Consider the following 20060-nt stretch of genomic DNA (forward strand, 5'->3'; position numbering starts at 1 on the left):
ATTGAATTGGCTAGAACATCCGACAAAATGAGTAAGTGCCTGTTTTTCGACTTTCAATAAAAAATCTTCTATTTTGGTATAAATGCCCACCTCCTTTACTTCTTATTCTTTTAGTGTTTTTCTTAGTCCAAGAAACGTTTTAAAAGGTAGTTCCGCAATTGAACTGTTGGCCAGCCAAACCGGAATGTTGTCGCCAGGTTCGGAATGAAATTGATAGGTAATTTCTGTATGCTTACCCATGGATTTCAATAATATGAATCCTGCCGCTTTTTTCATCCTTACAATTCCTTTTTTTTCTGGTATATAATCGGGAATTCCTTCCAGAAGAATTGTCACTTCTTTTGAACCTGAAGCATCAATTGACATTTTGTAAACCATGTCCCTGTTGCTGTAAGGCCATGGAAATAGGGTTTCTACATAATTATACTGGATGTCCTCTTCTTGTTTAAGAACTTCAGATGTTTTCGTGTAACCATACCATTCGACATAGTCATTGGCATTTTTCAATACTTCAATTATTTCATCCGTAGGCACATCCACAGTCATAACAGCCTTAAAAGACTTAAAATCCGAATCCTTTTCCATTCTGGTGTATACGATGATATCTTCTTCCCATTTGTCAATCTCCCATGATGTTTGAGCAGATGTCATCAATGAACTCAACACAAAGACTATTATTAAGAGTAACGTTCTTTTGCTCATGATTGCTTAGGCTATAATATGCGTTCATTTGTTTTATAGAGCCTGATGAAGTAGTACAAGAACAGCAGTGCAAAAATGAAATCACCTATGATGACTACAAAAACGATAGGCCCTGCAATATCTGATAAGTAAAATTTCATCAGCGTAATAGCGAAACCGACTTTACCAATCCCACCTACAATGACAATTCCGGTATGTTTTAAGGGATTATAGGCAACTATTAGGTAGCCGATGAAATATACCAGTGTGGTTCCCCATGCGCCTTGATAAATGGTATAATAAAGTGGATCATTTAACTCTCTGTTAAAAAATCCCTGAAAGGTATAGGCAGTGTTAAAATATCCGAAGATGGCACCAATCAAATTCCATATTGCGGATATGATAAATAGTGCCCTGAAAAAGGTAAATTCTTTGCTTTGCATGATAATAAATCTAGAAGTAAGTAAATTGTTAAACTCTACTGCAAAGAAAAGGTAACCAAAAGTCCGGTGCATTTACCTATGTAAAGAAATACTGACTATTGAGTCAAAGTTTTCCTAATTCGGCTGAGTTGGGTTGGGCTGATGCCCAGATATGCTGCGATATGATACTGCGGTATTTTCAATTCAATTCCGTGATATTCCTGCTGAAGGATTAAATAGCGTTTCTCGGCATCCAGCAATGCCATTTCTATTTCTTTTTTCTCGTTACTCAAAAAGTAACTTTCTGCAATAATTCTCCTGAGCCTCTCAATTTCAAAATTGCCCTCTGACAATTCTTCAATTTTATGAAAAGATGCTTTCCAAATTTGACAATCGGTAAGTGCCTGTTGGGCAACAGCGTTCTTCTGCTTGCTGATGAGTGATGCATAGGAACCTATGATAGAAGGTCCTGAAAAGAAGGTTTTGTTGTATTCTTTTCCTTCATTGTTAATGTAGTAGGCCCTTACGATTCCAGTTTCAAGAAAGGCGATTTCTTTTGCGAACTGCCCTTTTCGGATGAAGTATTCGCCTTTTTTTAATTGAGCAGAAACAAATATTTCACTCATTAAACTTATGGTTTTCTCAGAAAGGGGGATAATGTTATTGAAGAATGTGATAATCTTTTCCATATTTTTTTCGTGAATTTTGACAAAGGCCTTCAAGAACTGGAGATAGTGAGCATAAGTGGTTCATTACATTTCTCGTTTGTCAATTTTTAGATGTTTTGCCCAAATGTCAGCAAATTATTATCAGGGTCAAGTAATGCAAATTCCCTCTGTCCCCAGGGTTTGATTTGTAAATGTCCATTTGGATGTATGCCTATTTTACTGTCAAGCAACGATTGGTAAAGTTTGTCTATGTCTTCAGTTCTGATATAAACTTGTCCGTAGTTTTCTTTCGGGTCAAGTCCCTTAAACTCAAAAAAATGAATTTCTATATTGTCTTTTTTAACCATTAAATAGTCGCCATAGTCCCCAAGTTCTATAAAGCCTAAGTTATTCAGGTAAAAGTCTTTGGTTCGAGCTATGTCTCGCATTGGTAATTTCGGGTGAATGTCTGTGAGCATAATTTTTAAATTTTTGTTGTCAATTTTCGTCTGTCAGTGTCGTTCTGTACAATGCTTGTTAACGCTTAGTGATTAAATTGTGCCTTTAAGTTACTTTGTATAGAGTTGAACGAAAGTAATAAAAAGCAGGTAATTTCTAGAAACACCCTTACAAGGGCATAATTTAAACATACTGTGCGTGCCCAGTATGGACATCTGGTATCTGAGATATCATATTATTCCAGAGGGTGCAATGCCTGTGCTAAAAATCAACATCCATTAAAGGCAAGGTGGTGAAGCCTGTAAACTCTAGTGGGATGAAGGCGGAACAGCCTGCCCCGCACTTGATGCGGGGTACAGTGTGGTGTGTGTCCCGCAAGGATGCCTATGGCGAGAGGCGCACCCCCGAGAAAAAGGTCGGGGCAGGCTATGGGCTTATGATCACGGCCGTCTACTCATTGCGATCTGTATTCTATCTATTTTATAAATCTAATTTGTCCTGATTTTTATCCGTTAAGTAAGAATTATAAATGGGGGAGAAATGCCTCAGGCATAAAGTCAAGCTAGGCTAATTACTCTTCAAAGTTTATCCCATCCTATCCCACTTTTCGTAAAAAAAAGATATTTACTAGTTTTTATAATACCATATTCTTTACTGTAAACCGTAGTAAATCCAAATGCATCACTTCCTAATCGAAGATTATAAATATTAATATTTAGGTGATCATATTGATTGCCAAAAAGTGAATAATTATTCGTGAACAATTCAACATGGTCTTCAGTATACGGATAAGATGTTCTCCAACCTGTTATTTCGACTTCTTCTTCATTAAATAATCTTAAAGAAAGATTGATATTATATGGAATATCTGTCATGTGATCATGACCTATTAAATGGCTTTTAAAGCGACCACTAATAGGTTCAAAAATCAAAGAATCGTTTCTCATGATCCAATAATTGGTGTGAACAGCATCTCTATCACTAAACCAACTATAGCTATAATCCTGTTCGAATTTCATATTGGATAGATCAGTGATCGTTTCTGAAATTAACAGACTATCACCATTGACTTCTAAAACCTCAAGTTGGAGTGTGTCACCAGAATAATAAAAAGTATCTGAATGATAATAATCAGAACCCCATAACAAAACATATCTAAATATTTGGCCTTTCTTTAAATTCATCAAATCCATATGCCGTTGCCAGGCATAATTGAATGTGATGTTGAAATTCCCTGGATTAGTTCCAATCTTGTCTCTATCTAATAGATTCATCTCAATTGAAAATGATGTGGAGGTTGGTTGGTTTAATTCTTCAATCGGAATTAAGCTGACAATGATCTCATCAGTATAATTATTTTCCTTATTTAGGTCAAAAGTTTGTCGTGATAATTCGCTTGTGGCGATTTGATTAAAATTTTCCTGATCGCCAACTACACTTAATGTACCAGCAATTGAGTTTCCATTTTCCGGATGTGGAGTTACTGAAATGTTTATAAGCTGATTGGCTTTTTCTTTCAAATACCCATCAATACTTAGGTTGTCTTGAATGATATAAACTGTCTGTTCTGGTTCAAATGAAGAGTTATCATCTGTACATGAAGTTACAAGTCCTACGATTATTAATGCTAAGCAAATAAAACCGTTTTGGACATTTGTTAAAAATGAACCCATCTTACAGAGTACTGTTTTTGAGTTTAACATTTAAATTTGTGTTTTTGATTACAAATGCTAAGGCTATGATGAGGGGGCTTAGAAAATACTAAGTTTGCCATCTGTACACAGCCATAGCAATTAATAAATTTACACATTGTGGCTGACTTTCCAACTACTACTACATTTCCTGACTGATAAAACCCATTCATTCATAGGTTTTGTGTGTGTACAGTATAGCATCAGGTATTTTCGATACTAGATATTCCAGAGGGTGCAATGCCTGTGCTAAAAATCAACATCCCTTAAAGGCAAGGTGGTGAAACCTGTAAGTAAACTCTAGTGAGATGAAGGCGAAACTTCAGGGGATTCGAAAATTTGATAGGGAGTGAAAGAGTGGCTATATTATGATTGACGAACTGCCGTGGGCTTATGGCTCACGGCCGTCTTCTCGATTGGCAACAGTTGGGTTTCGTCCTGTTGATAGTCAACCGTTCTTTAATTTTTATTCAATCTTCATTTTAAATAAAGTTATCGCATGCAGCAAAACCCAACTCAATATTTAATGATATAGTCGTTTCTGATTTTACTAACCGTTAGCAGGGGACTGAAATTTTGTACTATCAGTCCGAATGATGTAAATCAACGCTTTATAAATTTCAAGATATTAGTCTCGTTTTTATGGATAATTTTCACAAAATAAATACCTGACTGGAAGTCGCTTATGTCAAGGGGGATTCTCTCTGTAGCAGTAGTTGTAATCATGTGACGATCCCTCCCATACATATCATAGACTGAAATAGTAACTGTTGAATTGGTAAATTCAGCCAAATCGATTACAATAACTCTATCCGCTGGATTTGGATAGATGATTGATTTGTCCAATGCACGCTCTTCAATTCCTAAAATAGCCGAAATTTCAAGATTTTTTGTGACACTAGCTTCGTAATATATTGAGGTGGACTCCGCTGTTGCAGTAATATTGGTGTTACCTACGGACTTGATTCGTATCATGTTGCCATTTATCAAATTAACCGCAGAATTATTGTCGATTGAGTAAGTTATCGATATTCCAGCATCAGATCTTGCATCGAGAGCAAAATCTGGATCTCCATATTTCTTAGATGGTAAATCGAATACTATATTTTGCTGAACCTTATGAACTTCTAAGTTTTGGACAACAGGTATAGCTTCATCATAAATATCATCCCCTACCTGTTTGGCTGTTATCTGTACAGTGCCTGCCTTTTTTATTGTTGCTGAGTTGCCACTGATTGAAATTACTGACTCATCTGATGTGAAATAGGTAAGAGGTAAACCCGAGGAAGAAGAACCTACAAGATCAAAAGGAGGATCAGTCGCCAATTTCTGGGATGCCAAGGTAAAGCTGATGTCTTGAGGGGCTTTTGTTATTGTAAGACTACGAGAGACAGCTGTAGCTTCATCAAAAATATCATCTCCTTCCTGTTTCGCTGTAACCTGTACAATACCTGCCTTTTTTATTGTTGCTCTGTTGCCGCTGATTGAAATTACTGACTCATCTGATGTGAAATAGGCAAGAGGTAAACCCGAGGAAGAAGAACCTACAAGATCAAAAGGAGGATCAGTCGCCAATTTCTGGGATGCCAAGGTAAAGCTGATGTCTTGAGGAGCTTTTGTTATTGTGAGACTACGAGAGACAGCTGTAGCTTCATCATAAATATCATCCCCTTCCTGTTTGGCTGTTATCTGTACAGTGCCTGCCTTTTTTATTGTTGCTGAGTTGCCACTGATTGAAATTACTGACTCATCTGATGTGAAATAGGTAAGAGGTGTACAGTGCCTGCCTTTTTTATTGTTGCTGAGTTGCCACTGATTGAAATTACTGACTCATCTGATGTGAAATAGGTAAGAGGTAAACCCGAGGAAGAAGAACCTACAAGATCAAAAGGAGGATCAGTTGCCAATTTTTCAGATGACAAGCTAAAGCTGATGTCCTGAGGAGCTTTTGTAATTGTAAGACTATGAGAGACAGGTGTAGCTTCATCATAAATATCATCCCCTTCCTGTTTGGCTGTTATCTGTACAGTACCTGCCTTTTTTATTGTTGCTGTATTGCCACTGATTGAAATTACTGACTCATCTGATGTGAAATAGGTAAGAGGTAAGCCCGAGGAAGAAGAACCGTCAAAATCAAAATCAGGATCATTCACAAATTTTGGAGATGCCAAGGTAAAGCTGATGTCTTGAGGAGCTTTTGTTATTGTAAGGCTACGAGAGACAGGCAGAGCAGGATTAAAACTATCATTACCAACTTGTCTTGCTGTGATTTGAACGACACCTGGATTTTTGAGCGTAAGGACATCACCAGAAATGGATGCAATAGAATTGTTAGAAATCTCATACGTTACTGGCAATGTAGACGAAGCTACTGCACCTAACTTGAAAGGTGCATCAAGAAGAGTTTTTGGAGTTAAGTTTGAAAATTCTATGGTCTGATCCGTTTTTAAAGAAGGCAAAAAATCGCCCTGGTAAATGGATTGGCCTGTAAAGCTAGTAACGTTAGTGCCAACAATTATTTTTTTGTTTTTGGAAATGTACAATGTATTAATTTTGCTAGCATCGCCTATTTGCCCAAGTTTTTCCCAACAACCACCGCCATCAACTGTACGGAATAATGACCCGCTTCCCCGGCTCGCAGCAAAACCATTTTGGTTATCAATGAAAGTTATTTGAGACGGTGCCAAACTTGCTACCCTGTAATCCAAGCCACTCTCTATATTTAGTTGAGAATCTAAATTCCAGGACCTACCTCCATCCAAGGTTTTCCAAATGTATGCCCCACCTGTCGCATATCCCGTAGTATCATCAATAAATGAAAAGTCATTAATTAATTGTGAAGACGTAATATCATCGGTATAAACTGCATTTTGCCAGGATATCCCATCATCGCTATACAAAAAAATTACATTATAATTGCTGTATCCGGTGGCTACACATCGGCCGGATGGAAAGCATTTGATTTTACTTATCTGTCCTCGCTGGCTATACACCTCTCTCCATGTTTTGCCGTCTACCGTCCGTAAAATTGAACCAAATTCTCCGGTGGGAGAAAAAGATGCGATATATCCAACATCAGTGCTTAAAAATTCAATATCATGAACTCTTCCACCAGCGAGTTTTTCAGCAGTTTTACCGCCATCTGTAGTCTTATACAGGTAAACGGATCCAAAGTAACCTACGTCATTAGAAAGGAACTCCACATCTCCATAGGGTCCGGTGCTAAATGTTGCCATGTGAAAAGTTTTTGACCAATTAGTTCCACCATCTGTTGTTTTGTAGAGGTCCTGCTGTCCCAAGGCATATCCTATATTTTCATCTACCATTTGAATCCCCACGATCCATCCGGAGGAGTCTATATTCATTTTTTTAAAATCCAAGCCAGGCACCGGAGGATTTCGATATATCACAACAGTGTCTCTTGAAACACATGATTCATAAGAGGCAGTAAAGACATACTCCATTGTTGTTAGATTTGATGCTACTGGAGTAAGGATATTTGGATTACTAAGTCCCGTACTGGGTGTCCAGCTAAAATCTCTGGCCGATGCACCAGCTGTTGCAGTAAGTTGAATGGGCTCATTGGAGCAAGCATAAACATCGGGCCCTGCATCAGCTTGCACCTCTATTATACGAATACCAAATGATTTAGTGAGTGTGTCTGAGGCCAGCCCGTTACTGCACACCAATGATATGGTTGAAGAAGTATTATTTGTAAAACTTACAGAATCCTGTGCATTCGTGCTTACGGGTTGATCCTCTATCAGCCATTGATAACTATAGTTATCGCGCGTATTGGTCGCTGTAAAAATCAAAGATGAAGCATTACAATACTGTTTTTGTTCAAAATTAAAACTGACAATAGGAACGGCCGCACCGCCAAAGTTATTCGTTTTGAATGCATCTCCGTACTTGCTTAGTGCTAAACCTTTGCCATCAGGATTGATAACAAGGGTGTTTATAGTTGTTCCTTGGGTCTCTTTAAAAATTTCCCAGCTGACACCACCATCCGTTGAAATATAAACCCCATTATCTGTTCCAACATAAATTTTTTGCTGGTCCAAAACAAACATCGTATTAATCTGGCTATAGGGGAATTCAATGTGAGTCCAATTATCACCACCATCTGAAGATTTACTAATCTTAGTAGTGGATGCTGCCATGAGCGTTTTATCATCGGTAACTTTGAGATCTACAAACTCACCGTCAAAGGCATACAACTTTAATCCAGTGTATGACTGCCCATCAAAGCCACTAAGATGCTTGGAAGAAAATGTGTAACCTTCATTAACATCCACCATCGCTAACCCTCGTAAGTTCTGATCATATAGTGGGTAGAGATTTGTCCATGTATCACCTCCATCGGTGGTTTTTATCATTATATTATTTCTGCCAACTGCATAGCCATTCAGCTTGTCCACAAATTCCACATCATTTATCTCACGCAACACAGTACCATTATTGTTTATATAGGTTGTTGTCCATGTCTCGCCTCCGTTAGAGGTTTTCATTGTAATAGCTGAATTCCCGCCAATACCTCCAACTCCAATTCCTTCCTTTGAGTTAAAAAAGTTTATATCATTCAAAGTAACGGTCCCATCAAGGTTATGCTTGGTCCAAGTATTTCCTGCGTCAAATGTTCCATATAAGCCACTACCTCCTGAAACGTAGAATGTGTCTACCGACACATGTACCGATTGATAAATGACAGTCTCATCAAAAAGCTGAAATTCTTCCCATTGGGCTACTACAATTTGAGGTAACAATAGGATTAATGATAAAAGGATTAATCGATAGTGATTTTGCATATATGAAACCGTTGACTTAATTATCAAAAATAATGATCTTCATATGTATTAACCTAATGCTTTACTCTTTATTTATGTCTATTAATAATTTAAGCAACTGAAGTCTTTCAAAATATACATAATTTGTTATAGGAGCTCTAGCGGGATGAAGGCGAAACTTCAGGGGATTCGAAAATTTGATAGGGAGTGAAAGAGTGGCTATATTATGATTGACGAACTGCTGTAGGCTTATGGCTCACGGCCGTCTCGATTATATGGATTTTAGAATTGTTTTATCAACAATCCTGCATCTATTAATTCTTGATTTTCAAAAACGGATAATGTTCTTCCAGCTTATTCAAGGATTCCTTAGTGGCTCTAATTAGATATTGTTCTTGTCCAGCGATTTCCCTAAAAGACCAGGCTGTCAAAAAAATTAATGCTTCGGATTCTTCTTTTTTAAATTGAGATTGAGTGTTAAATAATTCTGAACCAATTTTCTGAATCGTTAATTCAACCCCACTTTTTTGTAGCCTATATAGTTTTCCCAGATTACTTGCCAACTCATAATCCAAAGTTATATATGCTTCAGACCTCTGTAACATCTCCCAGGAATCTCGATTTAAATGAGGCATGCCAAGACTATTTGAGCGCCTTGTAAAAATTTTCGAAAGGTGATCTTTCGGTTTTAAACTGTTGGCTACAATTAATTTTTTTTCGATACTATCTGTATAAGAGAACAAACGATCACGGATTTCTTTGTGAAATTTTTCTGCTTTATCAAGCTGGATTAGGTTTTCTTGAAGTTCCTTGTAAAGTGATTCAACTGCCTTTTTTTCTATTTTTTCTATTTCTTTTGCTTCACGATAATTGGTTAACCAAACAGCGAAGTAAACACTACTAAAAATAAAAATAAACTGGATGAAGTTATTTAATATAACGTCAGAAATTTTTAACTTCTTCATGTTCTTTGATTCTTGGTATTCGAACTCAATTCTATATAGCGCGAAGCTAAAATGCGTTTGCTACACTTCGCTAATGAAATACTAAAGTAGCGAAGCCAAACCATAACCACAATTATTGGAAGAAAAAAGAAGAGATAGATGCTGAATGCTTGTACTAAATCTAAATGAAATCGTCAGTTTGGCTTTGTGGCGATTCTCTGCACTTTCCTGCAGTTTCAGTAACTGGCTGTCGAAATCATTTTTCAACTGGCCAATAATGGTGATGCCTTTCCATGCTGATGTGTTTGCGTCCAAAAGTCAATCCCAGGTTTTTGCAGGAGGGAAGATTGGCCTTGTAATAGCGCAGATAGACCTTGCAGCGGTGCAGACTGACCTTGCAGCACTGCAGGTATAGCTTGCAGTCAATGTCGTTTAATTAAGCTTTAAACTAAAACCTCAACCTTCCATCCTTCTCCAAAGGAGAAGGAAGTTTGTCTTAACTAAACGACATTGAGCTTGCAGTAGCGCAGAGGGTTGTTGTTTTTTCAGAAGATTAATGGACCGGACCAGGGTTTCACAACTGCAAGATGCCCTTGGGTGTCAGCGGAAATTGCTTTTTTGACACTTTCCCTCATTTTAGTGCAAGAAGTACTACCTACATATAGGTATTTTGCTGTGCTTTTCGATGAATATTTAGGGTTTGATACAGGAATCACTTATGTTCAACACTTTGAATACAGTAACCGGCATAAAGCTGTGTATAAATGTTTGTAAGCGTTTTCACTCGTTTGCTGTCGGTTAATTAAAAATCCATTGCGGATAAAACACACTATGGTTTTTTTATTCGGATGTTAGCGAAAATACTCAGCCAATGAAAAAAATTCTTCCAATCCTGTTTCTATTTTTCACCTTCTGTTCCGACAAACAAACTGATACAACTCAAGAAGAATGGATTGAGATGAGTAAAAAGTTTAGTGGCTTTATTGATAAGGACGAATTTGATAGTGCGCTTAGTATAGCGAATAATCGTATGCGAATTGCAGAATCAAGTTCAAATGACCTTTGGAAAGCTGATGCAAACAATGATTTAGGTCTAATTCTAATGTATTTCGGCCAGCTTGAAAAATCAGAAAAGTATTACATAAAATCCATTGATTACCATGAAGACGCAGGCACGCTGTACGGGTTGTCATTAGTGCAAAGGAGATTAGGCAAATACGATGAGGCCTATTTAAATGCAACTAAAAGTTATGAACTTTATAGGAGTGATTCAACAACAAAACAAGAAGACTTAAATTTCTCAAAACTTTCATTGGCATCTATATTGAACGGTCAACAAAAATTTGAGGAGTCTGCAAAACTTGTTAATGAGGTTATTTTATTTGCCCAACATGAAACTGATTCAACTTTGCTCATGGAGTCAATGGATATGTTAGGTAGTATCTGTGTCTATTCTGGGCAACCAGAAAAAGCTCACCCTCTTTACAAGAAATTAATAAAGTATTACGAATCGCAAGACCTTCCTATCAAAACTGCAGAAAGCTATAATGACTTAGGGACGGTATTCCATCAACAAAATGAATACGATAGTGCAATTGCCTACTATCGAAAATCAATGGAACTAAAACTTCAACGCACACAGGATTCTTCTATTATCCTTGTCAATTTAGCTAACATTGCCAATGCATACGGTCGTCTTAACGAACCAGACAAAGAAAAAGAACTCAGAAGCTTAATAGATAGAATTAAAAGACAATAAAATTCGCTAACACTACATATAGCTTATGGCGGGGGAAGCAGTAAGGGAAAATTTTGTACATTTAATTAACTTTGGCGCGGACAGAGAAGACAGCCCTTTGAAAACCGCCACAAAGCCATATGCTTAGCGTTACCTTCTATAAAGGTTAACCGTTAAAAATGACTACATATATAATCATACATACTATTGTTCTACTTTGCCTGATCCTTACCTCTCTTTCAATAGTTAATCCCTAACTTCTTGTAAATAAAATGCAGAAGCCAGGCAGGGCCAATTAACAGAAATTGTAAATCTTTGAGGAAAGAAGGTTTTTTGCCTTCTATTTTATGGCCATAAAACTGGCCCACCCAAGCAAGGAAGAAAACGATTAAACCCACTGCCCATAAAGGAAGTAAATCCAGCTGAGTGACCCAACGGGCTACAGAAAGGCAGAGTACAGCAAAAAGAAAAAGCCCGATGGCCAATGGAACAGATAAAGTAAAATAGTAAATTAAAGCAAAGATTAATACAACCACTGCCCAGTTATTCAAATAACCATCCCCAAAGGCATAAGTCAGTGCATCGTTTGGAATGGAATATAATAATGCCACCACGCTCCAGAAAATAAGTGGTACACAAATCCAGTGAACTTTCTTGTTAAAAGCATTTTTATGGCTTTCACCATATTCATCCAATAATGCATCTATCTTTCTCATGTTACTAAAATATAGCTTTTCAATGGATTAGACAATTTAATGTGAGATGTTTTTTTGATGTATAAGTACAAAATAAGTGCAATAGGCTTATTAACCTGAGTTCGATTTTAAATATGAGTAAGAATTGCTGTAAGTCGTTCCCGCTAGGGCGGGACTGGCTATTTCGGTCCCGATGCATCGGGATTACATTTTTCATAAAAAAGAAAATTAGCTTGTGCCGCCACAGCGGTATCCGTAATCTCATTGTGTTTAGTATGAGATACCGCATAAATGTAAGACTTTTTGAAAAAGTAAGTCTTAATTTTGCGGCATAGCCTGCCCCGTATACGGGGACGCTATCATTAATAGTCGAACTCAGGTTATTAAACTTCTATGATCCTTTTCCTAAAACTGAAAGCTCATTTGCTACAACCAAATAGCTCCTTTAAGTGTCTTAACAGCTGAACATCCTTATCTAATTAAAATGAAAAGCATTATAACTGTATGTCTGGTTCTATTACTTATAACTTGTGTTTCCTGTCAAAATGATAAGGATAATTTTGAAATTGAAGAAGGAACTTATCAGGGAGTTTTTTATAGGTTTAATCCTGAGAGTAGCAATGAAACAGCAAATGTGACGCTTACTCTAAGTAATAATGAATTTGAAGGAACTAGTGATGCCTGGCGTTATCCTTTGATTTGTGAGGGGAGTTATAAACTAACTGGAAGGGAAATTACATTTACCAATACTTGTGGCCCATGGACGGCAGACTTTGATTGGACATTAATTCTCAACAACAAATTTGAAGTGGAAAGAATAGGAGATAAGCTCATTTTAACTTTGAACTACAACTATGGTCACTACGATAGGTACGAACTTGAAATCGCTCAATAAATAGAGTAAAAGTACTCATCTATCCTCATCTATCCGTAGAGTTCCGCAGGGCTCTACGGATTTCCCTATAATATAAGAGTCTTTTTGACTCGGGCTTTTGTGTGGTCTATCACAAAATAATTGTTCCTGTCCGTCCTTTAGACTCTTATTTTAAGAACACCATCACAAGAATAGAAACCTTTACATTTTTTAAGTTCACTTTATTCCAAAAAATCTATCACCAAAAAATTAGGACTATCTGTCTGTTGTATTTAATAAAATACTTCTTACATTTGCCAACACATGAGGATTTCAACAAATCATATCATAAGCATAGCCATCGCTTCTCAAGTGATGCACAGCACTCATGTATTCCATCATTCCTCTTTCTAAGAGGAACTATATATCATATCGCCCAAAGCAGATTGCTGCTATTTTATTAAGATTTTACTTAAAGAGGAAAACATTTCCTACGTAATTATCTTATTCTACTATTCTTTCAAATCACACAAAATCAAATGATAAATACATTGAAAATTGCTATACAAAAATCAGGTCGTTTAAGCGAAGATTCCCTTAAATTGATCAAAGAATGCGGTATAAAACTTAATAATGGAAAAGGCAAGCTCAAAGCTACTGCTGATAATTTCCCTCTGGAATTTCTTTTTTTAAGGGATGATGATATTCCCGGTTATGTAGAAGATGGAGTGGCGGATTTGGGCATAGTGGGTGAAAATGTGTTGTTGGAAAAGGAAAACAGGGTTGACCTGGTGAAGAAATTAGGTTTCTCCAAATGTCGCCTGTCCATTGGGGTTGACAGGAACTGGGATTATAAAGGCATTCATGAATTGGAAGGAAAAAGCATTGCCACTTCTTACCCCAAAATATTAGCCAAATATTTGGAAGAAAATAATGTCAATGCTGAAATTCACGAAATTAGTGGATCAGTGGAAATAGCCCCAAGTATCGGTTTAGCTGAAGCAGTATGCGATATAGTAAGTTCCGGGAGCACTTTATTGAGCAATGGTTTGAAAGAGACTGATGTGATTATGCGCTCTGAAGCAGTATTGATTGCGGCAAAATCCTTAAGTGAGGAGAAAAAACAAACGCTTAATAACCTCATTTTCAGGATTAATGCAGTACAGGAGGGAAAAAAGAATAAATACATTCTGTTAAATGCGCCTAATTCTGCTATCAATGAAATTATTTCAATTTTACCGGGCATGAAGAGTCCCACAATTTTACCACTGGCGATGGAAGGTTGGAGTTCTCTACACTCTGTCGTAAAAGAAGATGAATTCTGGGAAGTGATAGAGAAATTGAAAAAAGCAGGTGCCGAAAGTATATTGGTAGCACCTATAGAGAAAATGATCGTTTAAAAGATAAAGCTGCAAAATTCACATAGAAAATGAAGGAATATTATAACCCCAACCGGGAAAGTTGGAAAGAATTATTGGAGCGCCCCACCATCTCTTTAAAAGAGATCAGAACGGTAGTCCAACCTATTATTGATGCTATAATTGAAAAGGGAGATGAAGCGTTGACAGCTTATACCCGTAAATTTGATGGTGTGGAACTGGAAAATATGCTTGTTACTGAGGCTGAAATCAAAGGAGCTGCAAAGCATCTGACCACCGAATTGAAAGAGGCCATTAAAGTGGCCCATAAAAACATCGCGAAATTTCATAAAGCACAGCAAATAAAGCCACTAAAAGTGGAAACGATGGAGGGGGTGATTTGTGAGCGAAAATCTGTGGCCATACCCAAAGTAGGATTATACATTCCGGGGGGAAGCGCTCCATTGTTCAGTACTGTTTTGATGTTGGCCATTCCGGCAAAGATTGCAGGCTGTAGGGAAATAGTATTGTGCAGTCCACCCAATAAGGAGGGTAATTTGCACCCTGCCATTTTATATGCCGCGCAACTTTCAGGAATCACTAAAATTATTAAAGCGGGCGGTGCCCAGGCTATTGCGGCTATGGCTTATGGTACTGAAACCATACCAAAAGTAGATAAGATCTTTGGCCCTGGCAATCAGTATGTAACTGCTGCCAAGCAACTGGTGAGCCTGGATGCCGTAGCCATTGATATGCCGGCAGGCCCTTCGGAAGTTTTGGTGTATGCGGATGAAGATGCAAATCCGGCTTTTATTGCTGCTGATTTATTGTCTCAGGCAGAGCATGGTGTAGATAGCCAGGTGGTTTTCGTCACCATTAATGATGAAATTTTGAGTGACCTGCAAAAGGAAATTTATAATCAATTGCGAGAATTGCCAAGATGGGAAATAGCGGATAGATGCTTGCAAAACAGCCTGGTGATAATTCTCAAAACTGAGGAGGAAGCCATTGATTTAATCAATGCTTATGCTCCTGAGCACTTGATTTTTCTTTGTAAGAATGCCAGGGAAATGGCGGACAAAATTGAAAATGCCGGTTCCATCTTTTTGGGATATTTTACCCCTGAATCTGCGGGTGATTATGCTTCCGGTACTAACCATACTTTACCAACTAATGGCGCAGCAAGAGCCTACAGCGGGGTGTCACTTGATAGTTTCGTGAAAAATATTACCTATCAGGAAATTACAGAAACAGGCTTGAAAAATTTGGGACCCCATGTAGAGGAAATGGCGGCTGCTGAATCTTTGCAAGCGCATAAAAATGCAGTAACAGTTCGCTTAAACAGTTTAAAGAATAAGTAATTTTTGATATTTAGTAGTTATGGCTAATCTCATTAACTGGATGGATTATATCCGTCCTCATATATTGAATTTAAAACCTTATGCTTCTGCCCGGGATGAATTTTCCGGGGATGCCAAAGTATTTCTTGATGCCAATGAAAATCCATTTGATGAGGAACATAATGGATGGAATCGTTATCCTGATCCTCATCAAAAAGCCATCAAAGCAAAAATTAGCCAATTGAAATCAGTTGATGCAGGTGAAATATTTTTAGGAAATGGCAGCGATGAAGCCATTGATTTATTGTTCCGCATTTTCTGTGAACCGGGAAAGGATGCGGTAATTACCTGTCCACCTACTTATGGGATGTACTCCGTTTCAGCTTCCATTCATAATGTGAGGAATGTGGAAGTGCCTTTGACTGAGGATTTTCAGTTGGACGTGGAGGAGATTTTGAAAGCTTCCAAAAATGGAGTCAAAATGCTTTTTATTTGCTCTCCTAATAACCCTACAGGAAACAGTTTGCGTCAGGATGCTATTGAAAAGTTGCTTAAAGAATTTCAAGGCATAGTCATTATTGATGAAGCTTATATTGATTTCTCTCCCCAGCAATCATGGAGTAAAATGATTAATAAGTACCCTCATTTGGTGGTCTTGCAAACTTTAAGCAAAGCCTGGGGACTCGCTTCTGTGCGATTGGGAATGGCATTTGCCAATGAGCAGCTGATCAAAATCCTGAATAAAGTGAAGCCACCCTACAACATTAGCGGACCTAATCAGCAAGTGGTTTTGAAAGCTTTGGAAGGGGAGGAGAAGATGGAAAACCAAGTAGCAGAAATTATTTCTGAACGGGAGATTTTAGAACAGTTATTGACTGACGTGCCAGGTGTCAAAAGGATTTATTCTTCTGATGCCAATTTTTTATTGGTTCAAATGAATGATGCGGCTGATAAGTATCAAGCAATGATAGAAAAAGGAGTAGTGGTACGCGATCGTTCCAGGGTGATGCTCTGTGAGGATTGCCTGAGAATAACCGTGGGTACGAAAGAGGAAAACAAGCAATTAGTGGCTTTACTTGAAGAAATTAGTCATTAAACTGTTGCCTTCTCAATGGGGTAAATGTCTAAATTTTGAACACACAAGCTAATACACAAGCTAAAGGTTCGTGAGACACGAACCTTGGCTGGTATTGAACTTTGGTTACTTTTCAGCACTACACCAGCCTTGACTTGAGGTTTTGGCTGCTTACTACGCCAATTAATCACGCTCGATTGTGGGGACACAAATCGAGGGCGGAGGGTGTGGTTTAGCCACTGCTCGCCAACGCTCAATGTCGTTAAGTTAAAACAAACCTCCTTCTCCCTTTGGAGAAGGATAAAAGGTTGAGGTTTTAGTTTAAAGCTTAACTTAACGACATTGCACCAACGCTTGTGTCTCCACAAGTGCTTTGCAACTCGCCAAAGTTTGTGTCTTCACAAACTTTTTTTCTAGGTAGGTTTTTAGCAAGATCAATGCTTGTTTGTGAGGACTCAAATCGAGGTCGAATAGAACTAATTAGCTGGAACTGGCTTATTGTTTAGCCAAGGTCTTTGGCTCAAATAAATAAATGTGAATGTCCTGTGAGTCACAGGACAAGGAGAGATAAAAGGATAAAAGCCGTGGTTTGTGTCTCACAAACCACTCTATTTCATTCATTTAATAGTTAAATTACTCCCCATTCTTTCTTTTGATCACCACCTCATGTGTAGCTTTTATTGCTAAAGTGGCAGAAACAGAGCAGTATTTGCCTGCAGCCAACTCCACCAGTTTCTCAAATTCTTCTTTTTGCAAATCAGGAGAGGTAGCTGTAAAAACCATGTGGATAGTATGAAAAGAACGTGGATGCTCTTCTCTTCTTTCCCCATGCGTTTCTATCTGAAGGTCATTTAATTCTTTTCTTCTTTTTTTAATCATTTCCACCAGGTCCACAGCAGCACATGAGGCCAGAGCTCCCAATAAACTTTCCATAGGAGAGAAATAATCTTTCTCTTTGGCATCGTACATATCTATGTTTAAGATATTGCCTGACTCATTTTTGCTCTCATATTCCTTTGGAGCCAACATGTTGGTGATGATTTTCATACCTTGATACTTTTAATTTCAATTTTGCAAAACTACTATCTTGAGTAGAATTCACAGGCTAATATGGATATTTTTTTTAATCTATTTCAATGCCAAACAACCCTTATGGAATAGTTGCGTCTCTCACTCTATTTATTGTCATCTGAAAATGAACTGAAACCAGAAAGAATTTTCATGATGCACTACTTTATTAATTAATAATCGTTCAGTTTAATATTTCTTTTGTTAAATTATCAAAAACTAAAAACCGGACTATGCTGCAGCTTATTGAAGATGACCCTTGGTTAGCACCTTATGAGAGTGATTTGAATACACGATTTAATTATTTCAACGAGGAATTGGCCCGCATTGAAAACAAATATGGATCCCTCATCAATTATGCAGGAAGGCACCATGAACTGGGCTTCCACCATGACACCTCCAAAAAAGGTTGGTGGTACAGGGAATGGGCTCCGGCTGCGGAAAGTTTATTTTTAAAAGGAGATTTCAACGATTGGAACTCTGAAAGTCATCCGTTAAAGAAAAAAGATGGAGGTATTTGGGAAATATTTATTCCTGATAAAGAGGGCTTGAAGAATTTTTCGCAAGTGAAAGTACAGGTGAAAGGAGCCAATGGCACCAATGATAGAATACCTGCTTATACACGATATGCCCTGCAAAACCCGCAAACCCATGATTTCACAGCTTGTGTTTGGCAGGATAAGAAAAAATTTCCCTGGACTGATAAAAAATTTAAATTAAAGGAAATTAAGTCCCCTCTCATTTATGAATGCCACCCCGGTATGGCCCAGGAAATAGAAGGAGTAGGCACTTTCAGGGAATTTGAAGAGAATGTATTGCCTCGCATAAAGGATTTGGGATATAACTGCATTCAAATGATGGCCGTGAAAGAACACCCTTATTATGGGTCTTTTGGCTATCATGTTTCCAATTATTTTGCTCCCTCCTCACGTTTCGGAACCCCGGAAGATTTAAAATCATTGATCAATAAAGCTCACGAAATGGGAATGGCGGTTATTATGGATATGGTGCATTCGCATGCCGTAAAGAATTTTGCTGAAGGGCTCAATGATTTCGATGGTTCAGGTCATCAATATTTTCATGAGGGAGGAAGAGGCTACCATACCGGCTGGGATTCAAAGTTATTTGATTATGGAAAAGAAGAAGTCAGCAGATTTTTGCTTTCCAACATTCGCTATTGGCTGGAAGAATTTCACTTTGATGGCTTCCGTTTCGATGGAGTTACCTCAATGCTCTATCATCATCATGGTGAGGGAGTTGCTTTTGATCATTATGATAAATATTTCAAAGAAGGTGTAGATTGGGATGCCATTCGCTATTTGCAACTGGCCAACACACTGATTCATGAATTAAAACCGGAAGCCATAAGTATCGCAGAAGATATGAGTGGTATGCCAGGTAATTGCAGACCTGTCTCAGAAGGGGGAGTTGGATTTGATTATCGCCTGGGAATGGGGATTCCTGATGAGTGGATTAAACTATTGAAGCATAAAAAGGATGAGGAGTGGAAAATGATGGAAGTATGGAATGTGCTTTCCAACAGGCGGCAGGGAGAGAAAACAGTAGCTTATGCCGAATCCCATGATCAGGCCATGGTAGGAGATAAAACCCTTGCTTTCTGGTTAATGGATAAGGAGATGTATTGGCATATGCGTAAAGATGATAAAAACCTGATCATTGATCGGGGAATCGCTTTGCACAAAATGATTCGACTGATTACGTCCAGTGTGGGTGGTGAGGCATATCTTAATTTTATTGGAAATGAGTTTGGACATCCTGAATGGATAGATTTTCCCAGGGAAGGAAATCAATGGAGCTACAAATATGCCAGAAGACAATGGTCTTTGGTGGATAATCCGGAATTGAAGTTTGAGTATTTAAATAATTTTGATCAGGCAATGGTCAATCTCTTGAAAGATAATAATGTCTTAAGTGCTCAACCAGCGCAGCTTCTGAATGTGGATGAGACTAATCAGGTACTCATTTTTGAACGTGCCAATTTAATCTTTGTATTCAACTTTCATCCCAATCATTCTGTTCCTGACTATGAATTTTGGATCCCTAAGGCTGGAAAATTTCAGTACCTGCTGAATAGCGATGATCCCCACTTTGGAGGACACAATCGCATTGACTCAAAGACAGTAGTGCATACAAGCTTTGAAAAAGAGGGAGGGGATTTCCTTAAGATTTATTGTGTAAACAGGACTGCTTTAGTTTTAAAAAAGATGTGAGGTGGATAAATAGGTAAGGATTGAAGTGAATGAAGAGCCTAATGAACTATTCTATTATTAGGTGAATAGAG

17 protein-coding genes are annotated in these 20060 nt (G+C 37.9%); 7 read left to right on the forward strand and 10 right to left on the reverse strand.

Going from position 1 to position 20060, the window contains the following annotated elements; genetic code table 11:
• Positions 1-102: 102 nt before the first annotated feature.
• The 8 genes from JKA74_RS02300 to JKA74_RS02335 all read right to left on the reverse strand — a co-directional run bounded on the left by JKA74_RS02300 (position 103) and on the right by JKA74_RS02335 (position 9652).
• Positions 103-702 carry an START domain-containing protein gene (locus tag JKA74_RS02300; protein WP_201429540.1) on the reverse strand — a complete coding sequence of 200 codons (600 nt, stop codon included), beginning with the start codon at positions 700-702 and terminating at the stop codon, positions 103-105.
• Positions 703-713: 11 nt separating this feature from the next.
• Positions 714-1124 (reverse strand): hypothetical protein, encoded by a 411-nt coding sequence (locus JKA74_RS02305; RefSeq protein ID WP_201429541.1) that lies wholly within the window; start codon positions 1122-1124, stop codon positions 714-716.
• A gap of 95 nt (positions 1125-1219) precedes the next feature.
• Positions 1220-1792, reverse strand: coding sequence for a Crp/Fnr family transcriptional regulator (locus JKA74_RS02310; protein WP_201429542.1), 573 nt, complete (start codon positions 1790-1792; stop codon positions 1220-1222).
• Between the two features lie 86 nt (positions 1793-1878).
• Entirely contained in the window at positions 1879-2229 is a 351-nt protein-coding gene (locus JKA74_RS02315) for a bleomycin resistance protein (RefSeq protein ID WP_201429543.1), read from the reverse strand.
• A gap of 558 nt (positions 2230-2787) precedes the next feature.
• The gene (locus JKA74_RS02320; RefSeq protein WP_201429544.1) at positions 2788-3912 is read right to left on the reverse strand and encodes a hypothetical protein; all 1125 of its coding nucleotides are present in this window, start codon (positions 3910-3912) and stop codon (positions 2788-2790) included.
• A gap of 591 nt (positions 3913-4503) precedes the next feature.
• Positions 4504-5490 carry a T9SS type A sorting domain-containing protein gene (locus tag JKA74_RS02325; protein ID WP_201429545.1) on the reverse strand — a complete coding sequence of 329 codons (987 nt, stop codon included), beginning with the start codon at positions 5488-5490 and terminating at the stop codon, positions 4504-4506.
• 149 nt (positions 5491-5639) lie between these two features.
• Positions 5640-8708, reverse strand: coding sequence for a WD40/YVTN/BNR-like repeat-containing protein (locus JKA74_RS02330; protein WP_201429546.1), 3069 nt, complete (start codon positions 8706-8708; stop codon positions 5640-5642).
• A gap of 293 nt (positions 8709-9001) precedes the next feature.
• Positions 9002-9652, reverse strand: a complete 651-nt coding sequence (locus JKA74_RS02335) for a hypothetical protein (RefSeq protein ID WP_201429547.1) — start codon at positions 9650-9652, stop codon at positions 9002-9004.
• Positions 9653-9797: 145 nt separating this feature from the next.
• On the opposite strand from JKA74_RS02335, the gene JKA74_RS02340 reads away from it, so the two are divergent.
• Entirely contained in the window at positions 9798-10046 is a 249-nt protein-coding gene (locus tag JKA74_RS02340) for a hypothetical protein (protein WP_201429548.1), read from the forward strand.
• 456 nt (positions 10047-10502) lie between these two features.
• Complete coding sequence (locus tag JKA74_RS02345; RefSeq protein WP_201429549.1) at positions 10503-11390, forward strand: tetratricopeptide repeat protein; 888 nt, start codon at positions 10503-10505, stop codon at positions 11388-11390.
• Positions 11391-11608: 218 nt separating this feature from the next.
• Here JKA74_RS02345 and JKA74_RS02350 read toward each other — a convergent pair whose 3' ends face one another.
• Positions 11609-12085: an Mpo1 family 2-hydroxy fatty acid dioxygenase gene (locus tag JKA74_RS02350; RefSeq protein ID WP_201429550.1), complete on the reverse strand. Its 477-nt coding sequence runs from the start codon at positions 12083-12085 to the stop codon at positions 11609-11611.
• 463 nt (positions 12086-12548) lie between these two features.
• Between JKA74_RS02350 and JKA74_RS02355 the strand changes: the two genes are divergently transcribed.
• The 4 genes from JKA74_RS02355 (at position 12549) to hisC (ending at position 16711) form a co-directional block, all read left to right on the forward strand.
• The gene (locus tag JKA74_RS02355) at positions 12549-12959 is read left to right on the forward strand and encodes a hypothetical protein (RefSeq protein WP_201429551.1); all 411 of its coding nucleotides are present in this window, start codon (positions 12549-12551) and stop codon (positions 12957-12959) included.
• A gap of 497 nt (positions 12960-13456) precedes the next feature.
• Positions 13457-14317: an ATP phosphoribosyltransferase gene (hisG, locus tag JKA74_RS02360; protein WP_201429552.1), complete on the forward strand. Its 861-nt coding sequence runs from the start codon at positions 13457-13459 to the stop codon at positions 14315-14317.
• Between the two features lie 29 nt (positions 14318-14346).
• Positions 14347-15636, forward strand: a complete 1290-nt coding sequence (hisD, locus tag JKA74_RS02365) for a histidinol dehydrogenase (protein ID WP_201429553.1) — start codon at positions 14347-14349, stop codon at positions 15634-15636.
• A 19-nt stretch (positions 15637-15655) separates the two neighbouring features.
• Positions 15656-16711 carry a histidinol-phosphate transaminase gene (gene hisC / locus JKA74_RS02370; protein WP_201429554.1) on the forward strand — a complete coding sequence of 352 codons (1056 nt, stop codon included), beginning with the start codon at positions 15656-15658 and terminating at the stop codon, positions 16709-16711.
• Between the two features lie 612 nt (positions 16712-17323).
• Here the strand turns inward: hisC and JKA74_RS02375 are convergent.
• Positions 17324-17737, reverse strand: a complete 414-nt coding sequence (locus JKA74_RS02375; protein ID WP_201429555.1) for an OsmC family protein — start codon at positions 17735-17737, stop codon at positions 17324-17326.
• Between the two features lie 254 nt (positions 17738-17991).
• Here JKA74_RS02375 and JKA74_RS02380 point away from each other — a divergent pair, with 254 nt between their 5' ends.
• Entirely contained in the window at positions 17992-19989 is a 1998-nt protein-coding gene (locus JKA74_RS02380; protein ID WP_201429556.1) for an alpha-amylase family glycosyl hydrolase, read from the forward strand.
• Positions 19990-20060: the final 71 nt, after the last annotated feature.

Origin of the sequence: Marivirga aurantiaca, from assembly GCF_016679925.1 — a bacterium.
In the GTDB taxonomy this organism is placed as follows: Bacteria; Bacteroidota; Bacteroidia; order Cytophagales; family Cyclobacteriaceae; genus Marivirga; species Marivirga aurantiaca.

Excerpts from the sequence above, each read along its gene's own strand:
- JKA74_RS02300 (WP_201429540.1), bottom strand. The coding sequence starts at position 702 with ATGAGCAAAAGAACGTTACTCTTAATAATAGTCTTTGTGTTGAGTTCA.
- JKA74_RS02305 (WP_201429541.1), bottom strand. The coding sequence starts at position 1,124 with ATGCAAAGCAAAGAATTTACCTTTTTCAGGGCACTATTTATCATATCC.
- JKA74_RS02310 (WP_201429542.1), bottom strand. The coding sequence starts at position 1,792 with ATGGAAAAGATTATCACATTCTTCAATAACATTATCCCCCTTTCTGAG.
- JKA74_RS02315 (WP_201429543.1), bottom strand. The coding sequence starts at position 2,229 with ATGCTCACAGACATTCACCCGAAATTACCAATGCGAGACATAGCTCGA.
- JKA74_RS02320 (WP_201429544.1), bottom strand. The coding sequence starts at position 3,912 with ATGTTAAACTCAAAAACAGTACTCTGTAAGATGGGTTCATTTTTAACA.
- JKA74_RS02330 (WP_201429546.1), bottom strand. The coding sequence starts at position 8,708 with ATGCAAAATCACTATCGATTAATCCTTTTATCATTAATCCTATTGTTA.
- JKA74_RS02335 (WP_201429547.1), bottom strand. The coding sequence starts at position 9,652 with ATGAAGAAGTTAAAAATTTCTGACGTTATATTAAATAACTTCATCCAG.
- JKA74_RS02340 (WP_201429548.1), top strand. The coding sequence starts at position 9,798 with ATGCTTGTACTAAATCTAAATGAAATCGTCAGTTTGGCTTTGTGGCGA.
- JKA74_RS02345 (WP_201429549.1), top strand. The coding sequence starts at position 10,503 with ATGAAAAAAATTCTTCCAATCCTGTTTCTATTTTTCACCTTCTGTTCC.
- JKA74_RS02350 (WP_201429550.1), bottom strand. The coding sequence starts at position 12,085 with ATGAGAAAGATAGATGCATTATTGGATGAATATGGTGAAAGCCATAAA.
- JKA74_RS02355 (WP_201429551.1), top strand. The coding sequence starts at position 12,549 with ATGAAAAGCATTATAACTGTATGTCTGGTTCTATTACTTATAACTTGT.
- hisG (WP_201429552.1), top strand. The coding sequence starts at position 13,457 with ATGATAAATACATTGAAAATTGCTATACAAAAATCAGGTCGTTTAAGC.
- hisD (WP_201429553.1), top strand. The coding sequence starts at position 14,347 with ATGAAGGAATATTATAACCCCAACCGGGAAAGTTGGAAAGAATTATTG.
- hisC (WP_201429554.1), top strand. The coding sequence starts at position 15,656 with ATGGCTAATCTCATTAACTGGATGGATTATATCCGTCCTCATATATTG.
- JKA74_RS02375 (WP_201429555.1), bottom strand. The coding sequence starts at position 17,737 with ATGAAAATCATCACCAACATGTTGGCTCCAAAGGAATATGAGAGCAAA.
- JKA74_RS02380 (WP_201429556.1), top strand. The coding sequence starts at position 17,992 with ATGCTGCAGCTTATTGAAGATGACCCTTGGTTAGCACCTTATGAGAGT.